At 40.0% G+C, this 17,894-nt stretch carries 23 protein-coding genes; 12 read left to right on the forward strand and 11 right to left on the reverse strand.

The features are described from left to right. Positions 1-11 precede the first annotated feature (11 nt). A complete protein-coding gene (locus tag V7K98_RS19450; RefSeq protein ID WP_334827311.1) occupies positions 12-248 on the forward strand; it encodes a 2Fe-2S iron-sulfur cluster-binding protein in 237 nt (78 codons plus the stop codon). A 275-nt stretch (positions 249-523) separates the two neighbouring features. Further along, positions 524-799: a hypothetical protein gene (locus tag V7K98_RS19455; protein ID WP_335024712.1), complete on the forward strand. Its 276-nt coding sequence runs from the start codon at positions 524-526 to the stop codon at positions 797-799. 145 nt (positions 800-944) lie between these two features. On the opposite strand, the gene V7K98_RS19460 is transcribed toward V7K98_RS19455, so the two are convergent. The 5 genes from V7K98_RS19460 to V7K98_RS19480 all read right to left on the reverse strand — a co-directional run bounded on the left by V7K98_RS19460 (position 945) and on the right by V7K98_RS19480 (position 6,631). Then, positions 945-1,391 (reverse strand): SRPBCC family protein, encoded by a 447-nt coding sequence (locus tag V7K98_RS19460; protein WP_335024714.1) that lies wholly within the window; start codon positions 1,389-1,391, stop codon positions 945-947. A 31-nt stretch (positions 1,392-1,422) separates the two neighbouring features. After that, positions 1,423-2,862 carry a 9,9'-di-cis-zeta-carotene desaturase gene (gene zds / locus V7K98_RS19465; protein WP_335024716.1) on the reverse strand — a complete coding sequence of 480 codons (1,440 nt, stop codon included), beginning with the start codon at positions 2,860-2,862 and terminating at the stop codon, positions 1,423-1,425. A gap of 275 nt (positions 2,863-3,137) precedes the next feature. Further along, entirely contained in the window at positions 3,138-3,314 is a 177-nt protein-coding gene (locus tag V7K98_RS19470) for a CopG family transcriptional regulator (protein WP_322641006.1), read from the reverse strand. 476 nt (positions 3,315-3,790) lie between these two features. Then, positions 3,791-3,961, reverse strand: a complete 171-nt coding sequence (locus tag V7K98_RS19475; protein ID WP_335024718.1) for a hypothetical protein — start codon at positions 3,959-3,961, stop codon at positions 3,791-3,793. A gap of 1,026 nt (positions 3,962-4,987) precedes the next feature. Beyond that, the gene (locus tag V7K98_RS19480) at positions 4,988-6,631 is read right to left on the reverse strand and encodes a DUF6930 domain-containing protein (protein ID WP_335024720.1); all 1,644 of its coding nucleotides are present in this window, start codon (positions 6,629-6,631) and stop codon (positions 4,988-4,990) included. Between the two features lie 326 nt (positions 6,632-6,957). Here V7K98_RS19480 and V7K98_RS19485 point away from each other — a divergent pair, with 326 nt between their 5' ends. The 6 genes from V7K98_RS19485 to V7K98_RS19510 all read left to right on the forward strand — a co-directional run bounded on the left by V7K98_RS19485 (position 6,958) and on the right by V7K98_RS19510 (position 9,921). Then, complete coding sequence (locus V7K98_RS19485) at positions 6,958-7,314, forward strand: iron-sulfur cluster assembly accessory protein (RefSeq protein ID WP_094330260.1); 357 nt, start codon at positions 6,958-6,960, stop codon at positions 7,312-7,314. A gap of 113 nt (positions 7,315-7,427) precedes the next feature. Then, positions 7,428-7,850, forward strand: a complete 423-nt coding sequence (locus V7K98_RS19490) for a tetratricopeptide repeat protein (protein ID WP_335024722.1) — start codon at positions 7,428-7,430, stop codon at positions 7,848-7,850. Positions 7,851-7,984: 134 nt separating this feature from the next. Then, a complete protein-coding gene (locus tag V7K98_RS19495) occupies positions 7,985-8,230 on the forward strand; it encodes a hypothetical protein (RefSeq protein WP_334827329.1) in 246 nt (81 codons plus the stop codon). A gap of 240 nt (positions 8,231-8,470) precedes the next feature. Then, positions 8,471-8,761, forward strand: a complete 291-nt coding sequence (locus V7K98_RS19500) for a type II toxin-antitoxin system TacA family antitoxin (protein WP_335024724.1) — start codon at positions 8,471-8,473, stop codon at positions 8,759-8,761. Further along, entirely contained in the window at positions 8,761-9,270 is a 510-nt protein-coding gene (locus tag V7K98_RS19505; protein WP_335024726.1) for a GNAT family N-acetyltransferase, read from the forward strand. The genes V7K98_RS19500 and V7K98_RS19505 overlap by 1 nt, the downstream gene beginning before the upstream one ends. A gap of 270 nt (positions 9,271-9,540) precedes the next feature. Next, positions 9,541-9,921, forward strand: a complete 381-nt coding sequence (locus V7K98_RS19510; RefSeq protein WP_335024728.1) for a hypothetical protein — start codon at positions 9,541-9,543, stop codon at positions 9,919-9,921. On the opposite strand, the gene V7K98_RS19515 is transcribed toward V7K98_RS19510, so the two are convergent. After that, positions 9,907-10,092, reverse strand: a complete 186-nt coding sequence (locus V7K98_RS19515) for a hypothetical protein (RefSeq protein ID WP_335024730.1) — start codon at positions 10,090-10,092, stop codon at positions 9,907-9,909. The genes V7K98_RS19510 and V7K98_RS19515 overlap by 15 nt on opposite strands. A gap of 339 nt (positions 10,093-10,431) precedes the next feature. Between V7K98_RS19515 and V7K98_RS19520 the strand changes: the two genes are divergently transcribed. The 3 genes from V7K98_RS19520 to V7K98_RS19530 all read left to right on the forward strand — a co-directional run bounded on the left by V7K98_RS19520 (position 10,432) and on the right by V7K98_RS19530 (position 11,370). Further along, the gene (locus V7K98_RS19520) at positions 10,432-10,818 is read left to right on the forward strand and encodes a hypothetical protein (RefSeq protein WP_335024732.1); all 387 of its coding nucleotides are present in this window, start codon (positions 10,432-10,434) and stop codon (positions 10,816-10,818) included. Between the two features lie 235 nt (positions 10,819-11,053). After that, the gene (locus tag V7K98_RS19525) at positions 11,054-11,227 is read left to right on the forward strand and encodes a hypothetical protein (protein ID WP_335024734.1); all 174 of its coding nucleotides are present in this window, start codon (positions 11,054-11,056) and stop codon (positions 11,225-11,227) included. Between the two features lie 20 nt (positions 11,228-11,247). Then, positions 11,248-11,370, forward strand: a complete 123-nt coding sequence (locus V7K98_RS19530) for a hypothetical protein (protein ID WP_335024736.1) — start codon at positions 11,248-11,250, stop codon at positions 11,368-11,370. A 559-nt stretch (positions 11,371-11,929) separates the two neighbouring features. Here the strand turns inward: V7K98_RS19530 and thyD are convergent. Next, positions 11,930-12,850, reverse strand: coding sequence for a thylakoid membrane protein ThyD (thyD, locus tag V7K98_RS19535; RefSeq protein WP_335024738.1), 921 nt, complete (start codon positions 12,848-12,850; stop codon positions 11,930-11,932). A gap of 179 nt (positions 12,851-13,029) precedes the next feature. On the opposite strand from thyD, the gene V7K98_RS19540 reads away from it, so the two are divergent. Further along, complete coding sequence (locus V7K98_RS19540; RefSeq protein ID WP_335024740.1) at positions 13,030-13,380, forward strand: hypothetical protein; 351 nt, start codon at positions 13,030-13,032, stop codon at positions 13,378-13,380. 72 nt (positions 13,381-13,452) lie between these two features. Here the strand turns inward: V7K98_RS19540 and V7K98_RS19545 are convergent, their stop codons facing one another. From V7K98_RS19545 to V7K98_RS19560, 4 genes are all read right to left on the reverse strand, one after another. After that, the gene (locus tag V7K98_RS19545; RefSeq protein WP_335024742.1) at positions 13,453-13,941 is read right to left on the reverse strand and encodes an FHA domain-containing protein; all 489 of its coding nucleotides are present in this window, start codon (positions 13,939-13,941) and stop codon (positions 13,453-13,455) included. 350 nt (positions 13,942-14,291) lie between these two features. Then, entirely contained in the window at positions 14,292-16,727 is a 2,436-nt protein-coding gene (locus tag V7K98_RS19550) for a heavy metal translocating P-type ATPase (RefSeq protein WP_335024745.1), read from the reverse strand. A gap of 135 nt (positions 16,728-16,862) precedes the next feature. Beyond that, a complete protein-coding gene (locus tag V7K98_RS19555) occupies positions 16,863-17,042 on the reverse strand; it encodes a hypothetical protein (RefSeq protein ID WP_335024747.1) in 180 nt (59 codons plus the stop codon). Positions 17,043-17,187: 145 nt separating this feature from the next. Then, a complete protein-coding gene (locus tag V7K98_RS19560; RefSeq protein WP_334861175.1) occupies positions 17,188-17,463 on the reverse strand; it encodes a TM2 domain-containing protein in 276 nt (91 codons plus the stop codon). Between the last annotated feature and the right edge of the window lie 431 nt (positions 17,464-17,894).

Raw genomic sequence — 17,894 nt, forward strand, 5'->3', positions numbered from 1 at the left:
ACGAATTATTAATGGTTGTTCGTGTCCGTTTTTTACCAGATGATGTCACAGTAGATGCCGAAGTGGGAGAAGCCCTTTTAGATGTAGCAGACCGGGCTGGGGTATTTATTCCTACCGGTTGTCTAATGGGGTCTTGTCACGCTTGCACTGTCGAATTAGAGGATGGAGAGATCATCCGCGCTTGTATTACCGCAGTACCACCACGCGAGGAATTGACGATTAATTTGTTTAGCGATCCTACTTGGTAGTTTTTTAACCCTCTAAGTTCAGAAGGTCAGATAAGGAAGTAGAGGAAAAGAAACAAGATGAGTAAGCTTAAATACAAAATGGTAATAAAGCTATTGGAAAATAAAGGCTTTGAAGACATTAAGCTAGAATTATTAGAAAGTTATATCGGTTTTGAAAAAGTAACCGATTAAGCAAGTGATAATATGTATGGAGATTACAATATAGTATTATGTTTATCTGTCTAATTGAGGTTACTTCACTGCTCACTGTCAATCAGCAGCCTATATTTTGGACTGTGGCAACATATAACTTTGACCCTGGACTAACACAAGATGAATTCTTTTGGCTTAATTGGAATATAAATGATAAAAAAAGGAAGTTGCGTATAAAAGTGCTGAAGATAGAAAAAAATGTTTTCCCAAAAGGAAGCTATCCACCGGATTATAAAAATGAATCTGTTTTCTTGTTAAGAATTTTTGGGGAAGCAGAAGACAGAGATGAATTCGTTGAAGTTGTAGATTTTATAAAAAAGATGAATCCAGGAAAATTCGATCCTACTTCTAGTAATTGACAAAAACCAATTTTTAAGCTTTAAAAAGCTCCAATCAACCAATAATAATGCTTGGTTGCACCTCCTCCAACCCTTAAAAAATCCATATTTTTCAATTCAGCAGTAAGAAACTTTTATACCTTGTTTCCTACTGCCTATCTTTATATCAATTACCTTTAACATTCAGCGCGTATTCTTTAAACCTTTCCAAATCAGCTTGAATCGTCGATTCAACTACCCGCCCCAAAAATAAGTTATCCATAATTTTGCCAATAATGCCGGGAATAGCGTAAGAAATAGTCATTTTGACAATGCTACTACCATTGCGATCGTAAAAGCGAATCGCTCCCTGATTCGGCAAACCATCAATCGATTCCCATTGGATAATTTGGTTTGGGATAACTTTGAGAATTCGGGATTTCCAGGTAAATTCCAGACCGCCACCAGCACGAAGTTTCCAAAGAGATATATCTGGATTATCTGGGGGAATTTTTACAGAATCAATCCATTTCATCCACCGGGGCATTTGCTCCAAATCAGACCAGAGACTCCATACTAAATCTATTGGAGCCTCTACTTCTACCTGCACAGTATGCTCTAACCAATCTGACATTCTCTTTTTCCTTTGCGTCCTTCGCGGTTAGTTATTTCTTGAAACTTTCCAAAATCACTTTTGCCGCCCGCCGTCCAGAAATAGTAGCACCTTCCATGCTGTCGATGTAGTCTTGCTGGGTATAACTACCTGCAAGGAAGAAATTATCTACAGGTGTTTTTTGGTTGGGACGGTACGCATCCATCCCTGGTGCTTCTCGATAGAGAGACTGAGCAAGTTTTACCACGCTGTACCAAGTCATATTTAACTCTCGTGACGAGGGAAACAGTTCATGGACTTGCTTGAGGACATGATTTGCGATCGCTTCATTGCTTTGAGCAATAAACGGATCTCCTGGTGTCAGCACTAGTTGTAATAAAGATCCCTGTCCTGGGCGATAATAATCAGCAGGGCTAGTCAACGCCAAATCAGCAAAACAAGAAAAGTCAGCATCGGCTGTATACAGCAAATTATCGATTCCAGCCGCATGATTTAGCTGTTTACGTTCCTCTCCATCGTTCAGTTCAGTTACCCAACCATCGAAGCGTAATTGCACTGTGGCTACTGGCACTGCATCCAGTTTATAAATATTGTCAAATTCTGACCACTTACGCCACTCTTGGGGTAGGATGCGTTGAATTCCTGGAACATCACAGGCAAAAACGTAAGCATCAGCAGTGATAGTTTCTGCTGTATCACCTTGGGCAACTACTATACCAGTGACGCGGGTTTGTTCGTCTAACTCTGTAAACTGAATTTCCCGAACTTGCCGACGGGTGTAAACTTTAGTGCCTCTAGCTTCTAAATATTCGAGAATGGGCTTGTGTAAATATTCAGATGGAGAACCTTCCAGCATTCGCAAAACTGAAGCTTCAGTTCTAACTGCAAATAACTGGAATATCGTCAACATACAACGGGCAGACATATTTTCGCAATCAATAAATCCCAATGCGTAGGCGATGGGGTTCCATAAGCGCTTAATGCTGCCATTACTGCCACCGTGACTGCGAAACCAATCAGCAAAGCTAACTTTATCTAAGTTGCGAATAGTTTTCATCGCCCCATTAAAGTCTACCAATCCGCGAACTATCGGACTAGTACCCAAAGCGATCGCATTTTGCAGTTTATCCTGCAACGATAGTTGAGAAGTCGTGAAAAATGCCTTTAAGCCATTGAAAGGCGCACCTGTAAAGAAGCGAAAATCCAAACCACCAATGCCCCCACCTTTATTAATAAAAGTGTGGTTATGTTCTTTGAGGCGTAAGTTTTCTAGCACGCCCACTTTCTTCATTAAGTCAAATAGTTGGTAGTAGCACCCGAAAAATACATGCAAACCCATTTCTAGATGGTTGCCATCTCCATCAACCCAACTGCCAACTTTGCCACCCACAAAGGGACGAGACTCAAAAATCTCTATTTCACAACCAGCATCAGCTAAGTCTACTGCGGTTGCTAGTCCAGCCAGTCCCGCACCTACGATTGCAACACGCATTCCGTCGTTCCTTTTCAGTTTCTTTACAGATTGTAACTGGGTTGGTGTCGGAATTTGCTACTTAATATCAACTCGACCAGCATGTTAAAGCATGGCAATGTCGATACTAAAACTTATTTGATTACTTCTTTTAGTCCCGGCAATTGATCAGACGCGTTGTTCTCGCGTCTGTATCAGCTAGACAAATTTTTGTCCATTGCGGCACACTCAAAAAAGTATCAAAGCTATTTTTTTGGTGGCAAAGCAGTTATCTAGTAAGTAGTGAAAGTATGTTCTTACTTATTTATATCTTTGCCATCCTCGGAGACAGGTAAACTTCTAATCAGTTCGCGAATCACATCGGTTGCAGGTCTACCTGTTTGTTGGCAATATTTTTCTAGCTTTTCCGCTTCCTGTGTTGCGAGATTAACTGTTATGCGTTTTACGGCCCATTTTTTATTTGTCATTATCATGCTATCTGCTGTATATATTAGATTCTCGAAAGAGTGTAAGTTAAAGAGGGAAGATAAGATTATCAGAATTTGTCTCAGGAAACAAGTAATAGCATTAGTATCAAAAATTCTCGTTTTGTCAAAGCATTCATAATTTTCCAAAAAAATCAAAAAATTACACTTTATTTGTTACTATTTTGACAGCAAAAACAGCACATAGTTGCTTTTGAAAATAATAACCCTACTAATAGCATCAGTAAAGCCTGACAATAAAATTTTATAAATTAATTTGAGACACCTATTATTGACTCAATCAAGATTTCCAAAGCTATTCTCTATGGAAAGCATTTAACCTTCCCTCTTAACCAAATTTATCCAACTCACTTGTTGAGAACATCTGGTATAGCTGATGAGAATCAAGCTTTAGAATCATTATCAGGCTGAAATGATTGCTTGCAGGCGGTTTAGGATGGTATATACAGGTAGCGATCAATCACTTAAAAGTAGGCTAATAAGCGATCGCTCCAGAGCAAATATCCATTTACACCCATTGTTGTAATCAACAAGCTAATATCTGCTTGAACGCTTAAGGCTTTTGGCTTACCGCGATTAAGCTGATTGCTTCTCCATGTTAATCTTGTGGTCAGAAAAAACGGGAAAGGACTCATTTTTCTGAGTATCAAGAGCTATTTTAGTTGCTAAAGTTTAATAGCATTATCTGTAATTTTACACAGATAAATTATTTCAAACTGGGTATAGTTTTACTTGAATTCTGTCCATAATGATATTTGCATTTTGCTTCATTTTTTTACACTAAATAACCATAAAGATACGATGAATTTTTAGATATTTTGTTCCTCTTCTTGACGATATAGATTATTTAAAAATCAGCGTTTTTGTGAAGTTAACCGTATTTATCTATCTAGATATAATACGAATCGTTTTTAGCCTATTTTTACGCTAATATTCTCACTATTAACCGCTTTCTGATATCGAAAATTTAAGGGGTAAATTACTACAAAAAAGATTTAGACTACAACCATTATTAATTGGTAAATGAACCGCTCCAAATGATTGTCTGTTTAATTTTTTTGAGTGTATTCATTATAGCTATGATTTATGCCCTTTCCAGAAACTTTACTTAGACACTAAATAAGCTAATTTCAAAGTTTATAAAAAAATTACAAAGAAAAATAGAGAAAATGAGTTTTTGCTTAATGATATTGATACATAATAAGCTCAGAAACTCAAAGAATTATTAAAAAAAGATTCGATATTGAAGTAGATTGCCTACTTTCAATTAAAACAAACTTCGTAAATAAGTCTCTAGTTATTTGTACTGATTTATACTGGTAAAGATCCAAATGAAATTATTAAAAGCTTTGGAAATATAGATACTTCATGAAATTTAGTTAAAGTTAGCTATCATCAGGGGTGTGTAATAGTACAGCTTGGCGACATATAGCCAACATACCTTTGACAACATTTGAGACAAAATACTCTTGTCAAAGGTATGCAAACTTCTACCGTGCTGTACTAAGCACATCAACGCTAAGTATTCTTGACTTCACTTAAGATTCAATAGTTCCACTCGCTCCTTAGCGCTAAATTTGGTCAATATGTGAATCAAATACAGATCAACTTAATTTCTCATAGCCGTAATCTGATATTAAGGACTATGGTGATTAGTGCAACTATTCCAATTCAAGTTTGGGCATAAGTTGGAGAGTGCCAATACCTAAATCTTTAGGTGAAAGCGATCGCGTTTCAAACAAAGCCATCATGTCTCGTAACTGAGGATTGCCACGGGAGGCTCCCGTGAGTCCTTTGGCAATGATTAAGCCACAGTAGCCCTTAGTATTTTTACAGCGTTGATTCCACTTTTTCCGGGCTTCTACATGAGTCGGATCTTCATCTAAAAATTCACCAAATAGGAATAATTCTTCATTTTGAGTTTGCAATAAACCGAGATCGTAGCGATCGCCATCAAAAGGATCGGCACCTGGATTAAAGCAAATTGCTCTCAGTCCGCCTGCTGCTTCAATTCTTTCAATTACAGTCTTAGCCTTGGGCCGAGAAGTTTGAATTAAAATTACCGGCAAACCGTCACCCACTTGTTTGATTTCACCAGCCTCATAGTAAGTTACCCCCTTACGGAGGCTATCCAGCATTTCCCAGGACACTACACCTAAGCTGAGGAAAGAGTCTTCTGGTATCAAGTCATCTTGCAATGATTGGAAATTCGCAGAGTCAAGATGATCGCTTTCTTCCTCGTCGTCATCAAAGCCTGCCATTTCCTCTAACTCTGCTGCTAACTGCGGCATTGTAGAGACTGTCACAGCCACAGACTTAGTTGATTCTTCCGATTGCGGCAGAGAAATACGATAGCGACGGCTGAGGGTAGGGAAGATATCTTCATGCAAATGGCGACGGTGATCGCGAATAAAGCGAATCAGACTTTCGATCGCAACGAAGATTACTAGTGCTTCTTCGTCATACAAAACAGACCGTAGTCCTTCTAAGGGATGGATATTACCGAAAGTTGGGTCAATTTCTGATAACGGCAGATCCGCCAAATCACTTTCTTCGTCTTCGTCGTCATCTTCGTCCTGATCAGCACTCTCGAAGGTGAGAAACAGGCAATCTTGCTTGAGAAAGGCTTCTTCTAGATGCTCCGTTGATTCTACATCTTGTAAAACTGCGGTACGAAACTGTTTTAAAGATTCTTCTGAGCGATAAAACAAAATTCCATACTCCATCCCCAGCATTCCCATGACTGAGGCGTAGATTGTGCCAACATCCCACTTATTAATTTCGATTGACAAAATTTGCTGTTCTTCCAAAAATTCCCAAGGTGCTGCTTGCCAAATTGCAAATGCTTTCTCTCGCAAGATTTGGGCATACTGTGGGGGTAAGTCAGGGGTTTGACTATCGAGGATGTCGGCGAACCCGCGAAAAAGTTCGTCAATTAAAGGCAGTTCTGGTGCGTAGTCAATGGAAATATCCAAATCTTGTAGCACTCCCCGCAGGTAAAATTGAATCTCGCGGTCTTTGACTACAATTCTTTGGGGTCTGGCAGGTCTTGCCGGACTGTGAGGATGCTCCATTGCTCGCATTAAGGTACGAACTATTGCTTCTGGGCCAATATCTGAAGCTACCACGTCCATTCCTCGAACCACACCTTGGGAGTAATCTACCCAAAGAATGCATTCTCCCTTTTCCTCGGAGTCTGAATGCTGGTTTGGTGATGACAACGGACGGCGATCGCCCTCCCATACAGAAGGAATTTGCGTTAATTTCTTCAAGCGACGACTGGTAGAGCGATTAAAACTTGTCATAGAATAAGTTAATCAAAAGAAGCAATTTGGAAGTAAACTTTGGGGGATAGCACGCCTTGGATTAGGTTTTTATGGCTGCACCTGAAAGATGGTTGCTTCTCAGACTGCTGCCACGCTTGAACTCCAAAAATACCGAATCTCTAAACACACTGAGTCTATCAATTCTAGAATAAAAATCTTTGGCTGCTTTTAACGGAGTGTTTACAATTTGGCATCTAACGACATTTAAGTCGCTAGAATGAATACAAAAACACCAAGGTTAACCCAGAGGCATTAACAAGCCAATATTGGGTAAAGCTTAGATTAATTAAGGAGTTAAAAAGCAGATGACACAAGCAATTCAGTCGCAACAACGCGGAATTCTGTTGAGCGAAGCCGCATTGCACCAAGTAAAATCCCTCCGGGACAAGCAAGGTACAGATTTCTGCTTACGGGTAGGAGTCCGTCAGGGCGGCTGTTCTGGGATGTCTTACATGATGGACTTTGAAGACACTAGCAAGATCACCCCACAGGATGAAGTTTTTGACTATGATGGCTTCAAAATTGTTAGCGATCCCAAGAGTCTGTTATATCTCTACGGTTTAATGCTCGATTATAGCGATGCCATGATTGGTGGTGGTTTTCAATTCACCAACCCCAATGCTAACCAAACTTGCGGTTGCGGCAAGTCATTTGGGGTGTAATATTGTCATTTGTCATTTGTCCCTTGTTATTTCTCGTTTCTCATTTGCAAATGACTAATGACCAATAACTAATGACCAATGACTAATGACCAATGACCAATGACTAATGACCAATGACTAATACAGTAGAATCCCTGTTTGATACAGGTTTGGAACGTTATAAAGCTGGAGAGGCGGTAGATTCTTTAATCCCTGTATTTAAAGAAGTATGCGATCGCGCTCCTAAAACTAGTGCTGCTTGGATTTGTTTGGCGTGGTTGTATCTACTCGATAACAAACCTAACTTGGCTTACAAAGCTGCACAGAAGGCAGTTAAGTTAAATCCACAAGACCCACAGGCTAGAGTCAATATCGCCTTAGCAATGCTGGAAACCGGTCAAAAAGGTTTACGGGAACATATTGACATTGCACAGCAGTTGATTTTTGTCAATGAAGAGTGGCAGGATGAAATAAAAAACAGTATTGAAGACGGTTTAAGTAGAAAACCAGATTGGCAGGGTTTGAAAAAAGTCAAAAACTGGCTGTTTGAAGAGTAGAGGATGGGGAGTAGGGAGTAGGGAGTGGAGGGAAAAGGAGAAATTATTGAATAAGTCTTCTTTCTTATGTCTTGCTAATACCAACTCTCCATTCCCCATTCCCCGTTCCCTGTTCCCCGTTCCCCATTGCAATTATGAAAGATAAATTGTTAAATTGGCTAAACACGATTTTAGTCGCAGACGTTTTTTTAGTTTTGTTTGGTTTCGTCTGGTTAGCGATCGCTGCGATCGGAGATTCTGTAGGAGTAAACCTGGGTTTGGATTTGTGGCATCAACTCTGGCAACCCGTATTTAACCCAGCGATCGGTATCCTCATGGGCGGTGCAATTCTCAGTGGTATTATCAGTTGGGTTTCCAAAAAATTTCTCTCCAGTCAATAGCGCAGCAGAAGAGACACTTACCCCAGGAAATCTGCCCCTTTCCTGCTTATTCATAGAAGCATTGCCAAAAATCCAGTCATGCAAATGGCGAGTATCCGTAATTTGACAACAGTCGTCAACCCCAAATCTTGTGTTGACATTGTATACACAATGTTCTATATTAGATATTAAGCATTGCTGAATAAAGCTTGAAACTTAATTCAGCAACGCTAAATGAGATACACAAATGGAAGATACCCAATGCTTGGCCGTTCTAAAATGGATAACCTTGGCCGTAACCAAGTAATTAATATTAGAGTTCAAGAACAACAACGGGATTTAATTGATAATGCCGCTTCGATTCTTGGTAAGAACCGTTCTGACTTTGTGTTAGAGGTAGCCTGCCGAGAAGCTGAAAAAGTCATCTGTGACAAAACTTTCTTCGCGTTAAACGAGGAAAAATATCAAAATTTCCTTGCTATGTTGAACTCACCACCTAAAGCGAACGAAGAAATTCGTAAATTATTAACGACTAAATCGCCTTGGGATTAATGATAGAACAAACAAAAACTATTAATGCTCCTCAGCCACTTACTCATGAGCATGATGTATTAGAGTTTAAATCTAAATCAGAAGCTTTGAATAACTGGCTGAAGGAGAAAGCTTTGAAAAATGAGGGGGATACGGCTAGAACTTTTGTGGTAACTGTTGAAAATCAAGTAATAGGCTATTACTGTTTAGCAACCGGATCTGTAACTCATTTAGTAGCTGTTAGCAAAGCTAAACGGAACGCACCAGACCCTATACCGTGTATGCTTATTGGTAGACTAGCAGTCGATACCAAATGGGAAGGACAGGGTATAGGGTCTGGCTTATTAAAAGATGCTATTATTCGTATTTTATCAGTATCCCAAATAGCAGGTGTTAGATGTATTTTGGTTCACGCTAAAGATGAAGAAGCCAAAAGATTTTATTTAAAACGTGGGTTTCAACCATCACCAATAGAACCATTAACACTGATGATGACTTTAAAAGATATTCGAGCAAGCATTATAGATTAAAAAGAAAATTCACTCCCACCCATTCCCCCACAACCCCAATTCTCACCCCGTAGCGCTTCATACAGCACGGGGTTTTGTTTTGGTGGTTGAGTGCAATCGCTGAAGGTGGTTGAGAAAGATGATTTTACCCCATTTCCCGACATCTACCCACAACCATTAACTTACTTATCCTATAAGAAATATAAAATTTTGCTCTTAAGGATAGCTTTACTGATATTTAGGGAACTCTATGACTAAGTACTGAAGAACCTTTTTACACAAACTAAAGTCATGTCAAATACTAACGACCTAACGTCTCCTAGCCCAAAGGAATTAGCAGATAGCCTTATTCAAGAACTTAGATATTTAGGAATTACACTTGATTTGCAAGCGTGTAATTTTATTTACGATAAGATAATTTCATCAGAAAATCCTGAAATTGCTTATGCAGAACTCCGTTTAGAAATGCTTACAGAATTTAAAAGGCTTAGTGCCCAAGGATCAGCTATAGGTGCATGGTTAGGTTGTTTTGGTTTACTTATAGTTACTAGTATATTACTTTCAATTTTTGGACAAATATCAAACTTCTTTCGTCCTGCTCAAAATACCCCATTGACAAGTGAGTGTATTGAAAATAATAGTTTAAACGGTAAAAACTTATGTGGGCATTAAATCAAAGTTGTAATTATATTTTGCACTAAATAGGCATACACCGAACAAGGCGCAATCGCGGTCATTATCTAAGCCGTCACTGAAAATTAGCTGTATTTCTGACTGAGTAAGAACCTTGGCACGACCATGACGATTTGTTTTCACTGGGAGACTGTAGACCCTGCGATTCACAGCCTACAACGATTTTGACACCGAATGAGTCAAAATTACTTGACTGAAATTAGCGATCGCTACAGTTAAGCAAGTGGCTGACTGGTAATAGAATCTTTAATTAAGGGACTTCCAAAGAATAAATTATTCCAAGATGAGATTTTCTTATAAAAATGGGAATATTAAAACTAACAGGTTCTAAAGATGTGTCTTTACTATAGCGCTTATCAATTGGATGAAAACACCAAAATCCTTGCTGTGAAATCATTTCAGTAAAGTTTTTGTATCTCACTCAACTGCACACCGCTATAAGGCTGGAAAATAAACCAAATAATCTGTCAAAACACTAAGGTCAGTAAAATGGCATTAATTGCAAATATCGCTAGTACATATATTGAAGAAAACAAAGATATGTTTCTTAAAAAGTATTACAGCCAACATGATTCAGGATCTGTAATACTTTTTTTCAACAAAGATGGTTCTTTATATAGAGATGAATTCATGACCTCAGTTAAAATTATGACATCTCGTACATTACCAACAAATGCTTACTATGAAGCTAGAGGATACTGGTGTAAGTATCCTAATCAATTAATTTTTTTGTCTTGGTTCTATCCAATTGAAGAAGGTACTCCGTTCAGTATTTATGCGTTAGGTACAATTCGTGTAGAACATACTATTAAAGTGATAAATGAAGATCAGAAGAACGAATTGCTTAGAAAAATTAATGAAATTACAAAAAGATAAAATTAATATTATTAATTTTCGGATTGTAGTCTGGTGCGATGGCACAGCGTAAAAGGAAGGTGAGAGTTACCCTCTCACTCCTACCCACGACAATAAAAAGGCTGAAAAAACACGATGCCAACGGGAATATGAGTCAGTGTACAGATGAAACAAAACTTCTCTATTATTTCAGTAATTTTACTATTAGATTAAAGCCAAAAAGACAATATGCTTAAAAACAATTTATAAAATCAACATGGCTACACCAATAAAAGTAGATATAACTTCGATTGACGGAACAGTTTCTTCCAGAACAAATGTAAGTACAGAAAAACTACTACAAGAAATATCAGATTTATTAAATCAAGAAAATGACAGGGATCGTAAAACTTTAGAACTAAAGGTAACTTTTTTATCTAAAAACGCCTAAACCGCCTCACAAGGGCGGTTTTGTACCTTTCACTGTTACTAATTACAGCGATCGTAGGAATTGCGATCGCCCCATTCTCCATTCCCCAATACCCAATCACCCTGGATACAGAAAACCATTACGACTATCAGGTTTGTATTTGACCCAATCCCGCACAGCTTACCGTCAAACCTGAGAACATACGCCGCCTACGCGAATCGCCTACGCAAGTTGATGAACAATTGCGAGGATAACGACTAACCCTGCCCTCGCCACAAACCAGATAACCCGATGATTCCCTACAGCGATCGCACCTGCAAAATGTGGGATTTATGGCGTTTTATCCGTACAAAATCGTTAGGTTGTATCAGGTTTAGAGTTTTTAGCTGAGGAAAAGTTTCCGTCACCCACAACATACACAGAGTAAACGTTTCAGCCGATTGAATCTGAAAAACTAATAGAATTGCTATATAGTTACATCTTAACTTGGTAAAATCTTCATATTAATCAGTAAATACGCGCAATTGTTTTTTATTTTTAGGCGTAGACATAACATGAATATTGCTTTTGAAGCAATAGAGTAGTGGTTTTAACAATGTGCTGTGGAGTTTTTCGATTTGTGGGGAGGCGGTGTGATCGCACTTGCAGATAAAATTTAAAGAGAGTAACAAACTACTCTTGTTATTTTGTCCTGGAATCATTTCCCCCACTCCCCACTCCCTTTTAATTAAGAATTTGCGTTAACGCCGATTGCAAATTAGGATATTTGTACTCAAAGCCTGTTTCTATGGTGCGTTTTGGGATAACCTCCTGACCTTCTAAAACTACTATAGCCCCGTCTCCTAAAAGAGCTTCAATCGCAAAACCTGGAACAGGCAACCAAGAAGGGCGATTCATTACTTGTCCCAAAGTTTGGCTTAAATCTGCCATTCGCACTGGGTTAGGGGCAGTGGCATTGTATACGCCTTCTATTTCCGGTTTCGTTAAAGCTTGCATAATCAAGTTAACTACATCGTCTACGTGAATCCATGAGAACCACTGGCGACCACTACCAATGGGGCCACCAGCAAAGAGTTTGAAAGGTGGAATCATTTTACCTAAAGCACCACCATTGCCTAGAATAACCCCAAAACGCAGAATGACTAGCCGTACACCAGCATCTTTTACCTTTCTCGCTTCTGCTTCCCAGGCTTGGCAGACTTCAGCAAGAAAATCCTTACCAGATAGACTTGTTTCATCAAAGGTTGCCGTTTCACTAGTGCCGTAGTAGCCAATAGCCGAAGCGTTAATTAAAACGGTTGGTTTGGGGTTAGCGTTGGCAATTGCTTCAACTATTTTTTGTGTCCCTAACTTGCGGCTATTGAGGATTTCTTGTTTTCGTTCTGGTGTCCAGCGTCCTTCACCAATCGGTTCTCCTGCTAGATTAACTACGCCATCACAGCTAGCAATGACACTTTGCCAAGAACCAGATGCATTGAGTGTATAGGCAACAATTTCTAGATTTGGAAAAGCCTCAGATGGAAAAACCTTTTTAGCAAAAGCGGTGTTCCGAGTTAATACTACTATTTGATGATCTTCTGCGTGGAGTCGTTTTACCAAAAGACTACCGACAAATCCTGTTGCTCCAGTAATTGCTACTTTCATTCATTTTCTACCTCAGCCAAACCCTTATTGTAAAGTTTTTGATCGAACTTTGAACCTACAGCACTTTCTTTGTGGATAGAACAGATGCAAGTGGATCGGGCGTAAATATTTGAATGACTTTCTGTTTAGATGCTTCGATATTATAGGATGGACAGAGTGTTGCAAGGCGTGGGGCTATTATGGCTCGCTATACCTGTTCGTTTGTTCTTTCTGTTCCTAGTGACCATCTGTTGCCGTTACTTGTAGAACTTCTACAGGACTGTCAGTTGGATATTCAATACCACACGGGCGATTACATTATCGCTCGTCAAATTCCTGGTGGTAATGTTCCTTTTCCTAAATTGATCACAGTAGAAGTACTGATTGATAAATCAAAATCTACTGAAACGGAAACCCGGATGAGTATTGTGATTAAAAATGAAGAACTACCACTTCAACTAGATAATTACTGCCGACAAATGTTTGAATTTATCAAGCAGGCTATTGAAAATAGCCGCCATTGGCATTTGATTGAAAGTCTTGCAGGATAACTTTGGTAATTAAATTGACAATCCCACGGCTTTAAGCCGTGAGAGTGTCAGACTGTGATTGGTACTTAGAATTCAATCTTCCAGATCCTCGGTCATTCCGGGGTTTATTAGTGTAATATCGTACTCGCTCGAATCCGTTTGTCCCAAACGCTGAGTGTTTTTTAAAAGGTAATAAATGGCACGAACTTGAGGGCCAAAAACGATCTCGTCCTCATTTCTGAGATCGTGGTTTGGTATCTTACGTCCATTAATCATCAAACCGTTGGAACTTGCCTTACCTTTGGCATCGCCATCTACAATCCGGTAATAGTAGCTGTGACTATTATGCTCTCGTGGCAATCTCACTAATGTGGCATGACGGCGGGAGACAAACTGCGACATCAAACGGATATTACACTCGCGATCTCTACCAATAGAGTAGACGGGTTGCTCTAGAGAAAATTCTTTGCGACCTTGATCGTCTTCAATAATCAGTAGATGGTTTTCATTATTTTCTGCTGCCATTGACAAATCGGTGAAACTATGATTTAACAGGATTTGTTTAGTATCGTATTTTGCCATTTTCGCGCACCGTAAGTCTGTGGTGCTGATATAAATAAGCTTTAAAATTGCATAATACCTTGAAAAAGTAGAACTTGGGCTTCTACTCCAGTAGCTATGATAGCTTTTGTAGGTGTCTCAACAAGCTTTGTAATCTGCATAAAACCTGAATAGCGACTCAGTTTAACGAATAATTCGTAATTAAAAAAGGGTGAGAGTCTCTAACCTTATGGTTGGGGATTTAGCGAATCCGCGTAGCACTGTTATTAAGCAAGCTACGCGCAGCGTCTCGTAGAGAGCATAATTTTAGTAATTACGAATTGTCAAATTGAGATGGAAATAATTAAGATTTGTGCTGGGAAATTTTAGTTTTACGAGTTATGAGCTAATCGCCGTAATAATATTGAGTTTGTGACGACGCTAACAGAGCTAAAAGCCATTAATGCAGCCGCACTAGATGGGTTAAGCACAAAACCCAGACTAGGGAACAAAACACCAGCTGCTAAAGGAATGCCAACAGTATTATAGGCAAAAGCCCAGAATAAATTTTGGCGGATTTTGTTGAAGGTGGCACGACTAAGCTGAATAGATTCGACGACATCGTTTAAGCGATCGCGCATTAACACAATTTCAGCAGTTTCCATCGCCACATCTGTCCCTGAGTGTAAAGCAATTCCTACATCTGCTTGGGATAAAGCTGGAGCATCGTTGATTCCATCTCCTACCATTGCGACAACGGAGTGCTGAGTGCTGAGTGAGGAGTCAGGAGTTGCTTTTTTTCCTGCTTGCTGGAGGGATTGGATTGCAGCCGCTTTTTTAGCTGGGGGTACACCCGCGATGACATCGGCGCTGTCTAATCCTAACTGTTTGGCTATGGCGTTAGCTGCTTCTTGGCGATCGCCACTGAGCAACATTACCCGTAAGCCCATCTGACGCAATTTGTCTACAGTGGATTGGGCATCTGGTCTAAGGGTATCAGAAACAGCAATTAGCCCAGCTAAAGTTCCCCCAACTGCTATGCAAACGACTGTTTTACCATCTGTTGCTAAATTCTGTGCTGTCTGTTGTGCAGTTTCACTGATGGCAATACCGTGCCAACTCAACCAGTCCCAATTACCCAACAGCACAACAGTACCCTCTACCACAGCAGATACTCCTAATCCTGGTTCCGTATGAAAGTCCACAGCCTCTAGAATAGATAACTCTTGCCTGAGTGCTTCTTGCTGAATCGCTTTTGCTAGCGGGTGGTGAGTACCGCTTTCTACAGCTGCTGCTAGTTGTAATAGAGATTGGGAATTCCCAGTCCTCGATCCCTCAATTAACAGACAATCTGTGACGATGGGATTACCTGTGGTCAGAGTACCAGTTTTATCAAAAACTACGGTGTCTAAATGGTGTATTTTTTCTAAAACATCGCCGCCTTTGATTAACAAACCCCGTTCTGCGCCCATAGCAGTCCCAACAAGAATGGCTGTTGGGGTGGCAAGTCCTAAAGCACAGGGGCAGGCGACTACCATCACTGCGATCGCTAGTTTTAAACTAATTAATAAAGGGGAGTGGGGAGTGGGGAGTGGGGAGTGGGAAGCGTGGCTCATCATTTCCATGTCACTAGACATGGTGATATCAGTCCAGATGTGAGTGCCGAAAAAGTACCAAAAGACAAATGTTAATACAGATGCTGTCAGCACGCCGTAAGTAAAGTAACCAGCTACTGTATCAGCTAATTTTTGGACTGGGGCTTTCCGAGTTTGGGCGGCTTCTACTAAAGCGACAATTTGAGCTAAAGTTGTATCACTTCCAATCCGGGTTGTCTGAATAGCGATCGCTCCTGACTGGTTGAGTGTGCCTCCTGTCACCGGATCTCCCGGCTGCTTAATAACTGGCACGGCTTCCCCAGTCAACATCGATTCATCGACTGTTGTTTGACCAAGCACCACTTCACCATCGACAGGAATTTTATCACCTGGCAGCACTTGTAACCATTCACCAACCCGCACCTGTTCAGCAGGAATCTCTACACTAGGAGATCCCACTCCGCCTTTTTCTGGGTTGGCAATCAATCGCGCTATCTGTGGCTGGAGTGCTAATAATTTCCTAAATGCGGCAGCCGCGCGACCTCTAGCTTGTTGTTCTAATGTTCTTCCTAAGAGAATAAAGCCCAGCATCATTACTGGTTCATCAAAGAAACACTCCCAACCCATTTGGGGAAAGAGTAACGCTACTAAACTAGCAATGTAGGCTGTTAGGGTTCCCAATCCGATCAAGGTGTTCATGTTAGGCGCATTTCGCCGCCAACCCAACCAGCCATCTACTAAAATCGGGCGACCGGGAATCAATAGTGCCACTGTCGCCAATCCACAGTGAAACCAGATGTTATTTAGTATTGGCAGCACTGAGCTACCAAGATTACCAAAATGTCCACTTCCAGACAATAATAGTAACGTCGTAGCGATCGCTAACTGTCTTAAAGAAGACTGCATTTCTCGGCGTTGTCGTTCTGCTGGGTCTACTAAAGTAGATATCTCACCTGCTACTGTGCCCCTAGCTTTGCGGGGTTGAGTGGGAAATCCAACGGCTGTTAGTCTTTGTGCTAGTGCATCTGCATCTACTGAACCAGTTTCTGACTCTACAACTGCTACCTCTGTGGCCAGGTTTACACAGGCACTCTTAACTCCTGGATGTTGGGTTAGCTGTCGTTCTACTGCATTCACACACCCAGCACACTTCATACCGCCAACATCGAGAATAATTTTCTCTAGGATTGGGTCAAGTTCTGGGACTAGCTTAGTTTTTGGGACAAGTTGCATGGCAAGTATTTAGATTCGCTACAGAAATTCAACGCTTGACTAAAAGCATCTCTAATTTGAGCGTAGGCTAAATATGGAACTACGACTGTATGTCAACCCTATTAAATTTCTTAATTTATCGTACATCGCTGAGGGTCACTGACGGCTCCAGCGTAAATAAGTCACATAAATGATCGCTCCAGCCTGTATTGGCATCACGACAACCAGACTTTTCCAAAAATTGTGAATTTCCAAATTAGACATGACACTGAAATAGCTAAAGCCCAACAATAAGAAGAGTATCCAGATTAGCTGTTTACGTTTGATGGTTAGCATAGCAATACGATTCAGAATTTTTTAGCAAATAAGCTGTTGCGTATTTAATTTGTATATGCGACGCGGGCAATTCGTGCCGCACTACAATAATTTTACGTTTTCATGTTATGCAATTTAGCTGCACATCAGCTTAAATATTAAGTTTTTAGAACCAACTCTGCTTATTGACAAAGTAGGTATTTACAAATTCTTCAGGGGATTTATTCAAATAGATCATGCCTTCAATTAAACCTACAAGTACCATAATTAACAAGGCAATGCCGTAGGTGAAAGAACCCGCAACTACAGAAATTACCAACATGATAAAGCCTTCTGGAGCATATCCTAGAATAAATTTATGAACCCCAAATCCTCCAAGGATAATGCCACAGTAACCAGCTAGAAGTTGTTTGGTAGGGTGACTGGGGTTGAAATTTGACATATTAAGTGCTACTCCTTGATAAGTGAGATTTGAAGAAGAATTCAGAAGTCAGAAGTCAGAATTCAGAAACAAAATACCTTTACTTGCTTAATAAATAGATTTTTAATTTTTTCAGTACAAGTAAGCCCCAAGACGGACGACTAAAATCAGTGTTCTTCTTTCCAGAGGAGACGCTAAAATGTCTGCCGGTATAGTTTGAAAATCTGGCACTCCTTAATAAATTTTGGTAAATTGGATGTTTGCAAAGCCTGGTACGGCAGTTTTGCAGATTTTCAGGTAATACATTGATTTTGAGAATCATGAACCTCAATAATCAGCAAAAACTGCTACACCACTTTTTACAAGTCCATCAGTATTATTTCCGGGTTTTTTTTACTATCGCTTCCAATGGGTATAAAACGCCATCGCACCAATGACAAGATCAGTTCTTG

The organism is Nostoc sp., assembly GCF_036917435.1.
In the GTDB taxonomy this organism is placed as follows: domain Bacteria; phylum Cyanobacteriota; class Cyanobacteriia; order Cyanobacteriales; family Nostocaceae; genus Nostoc.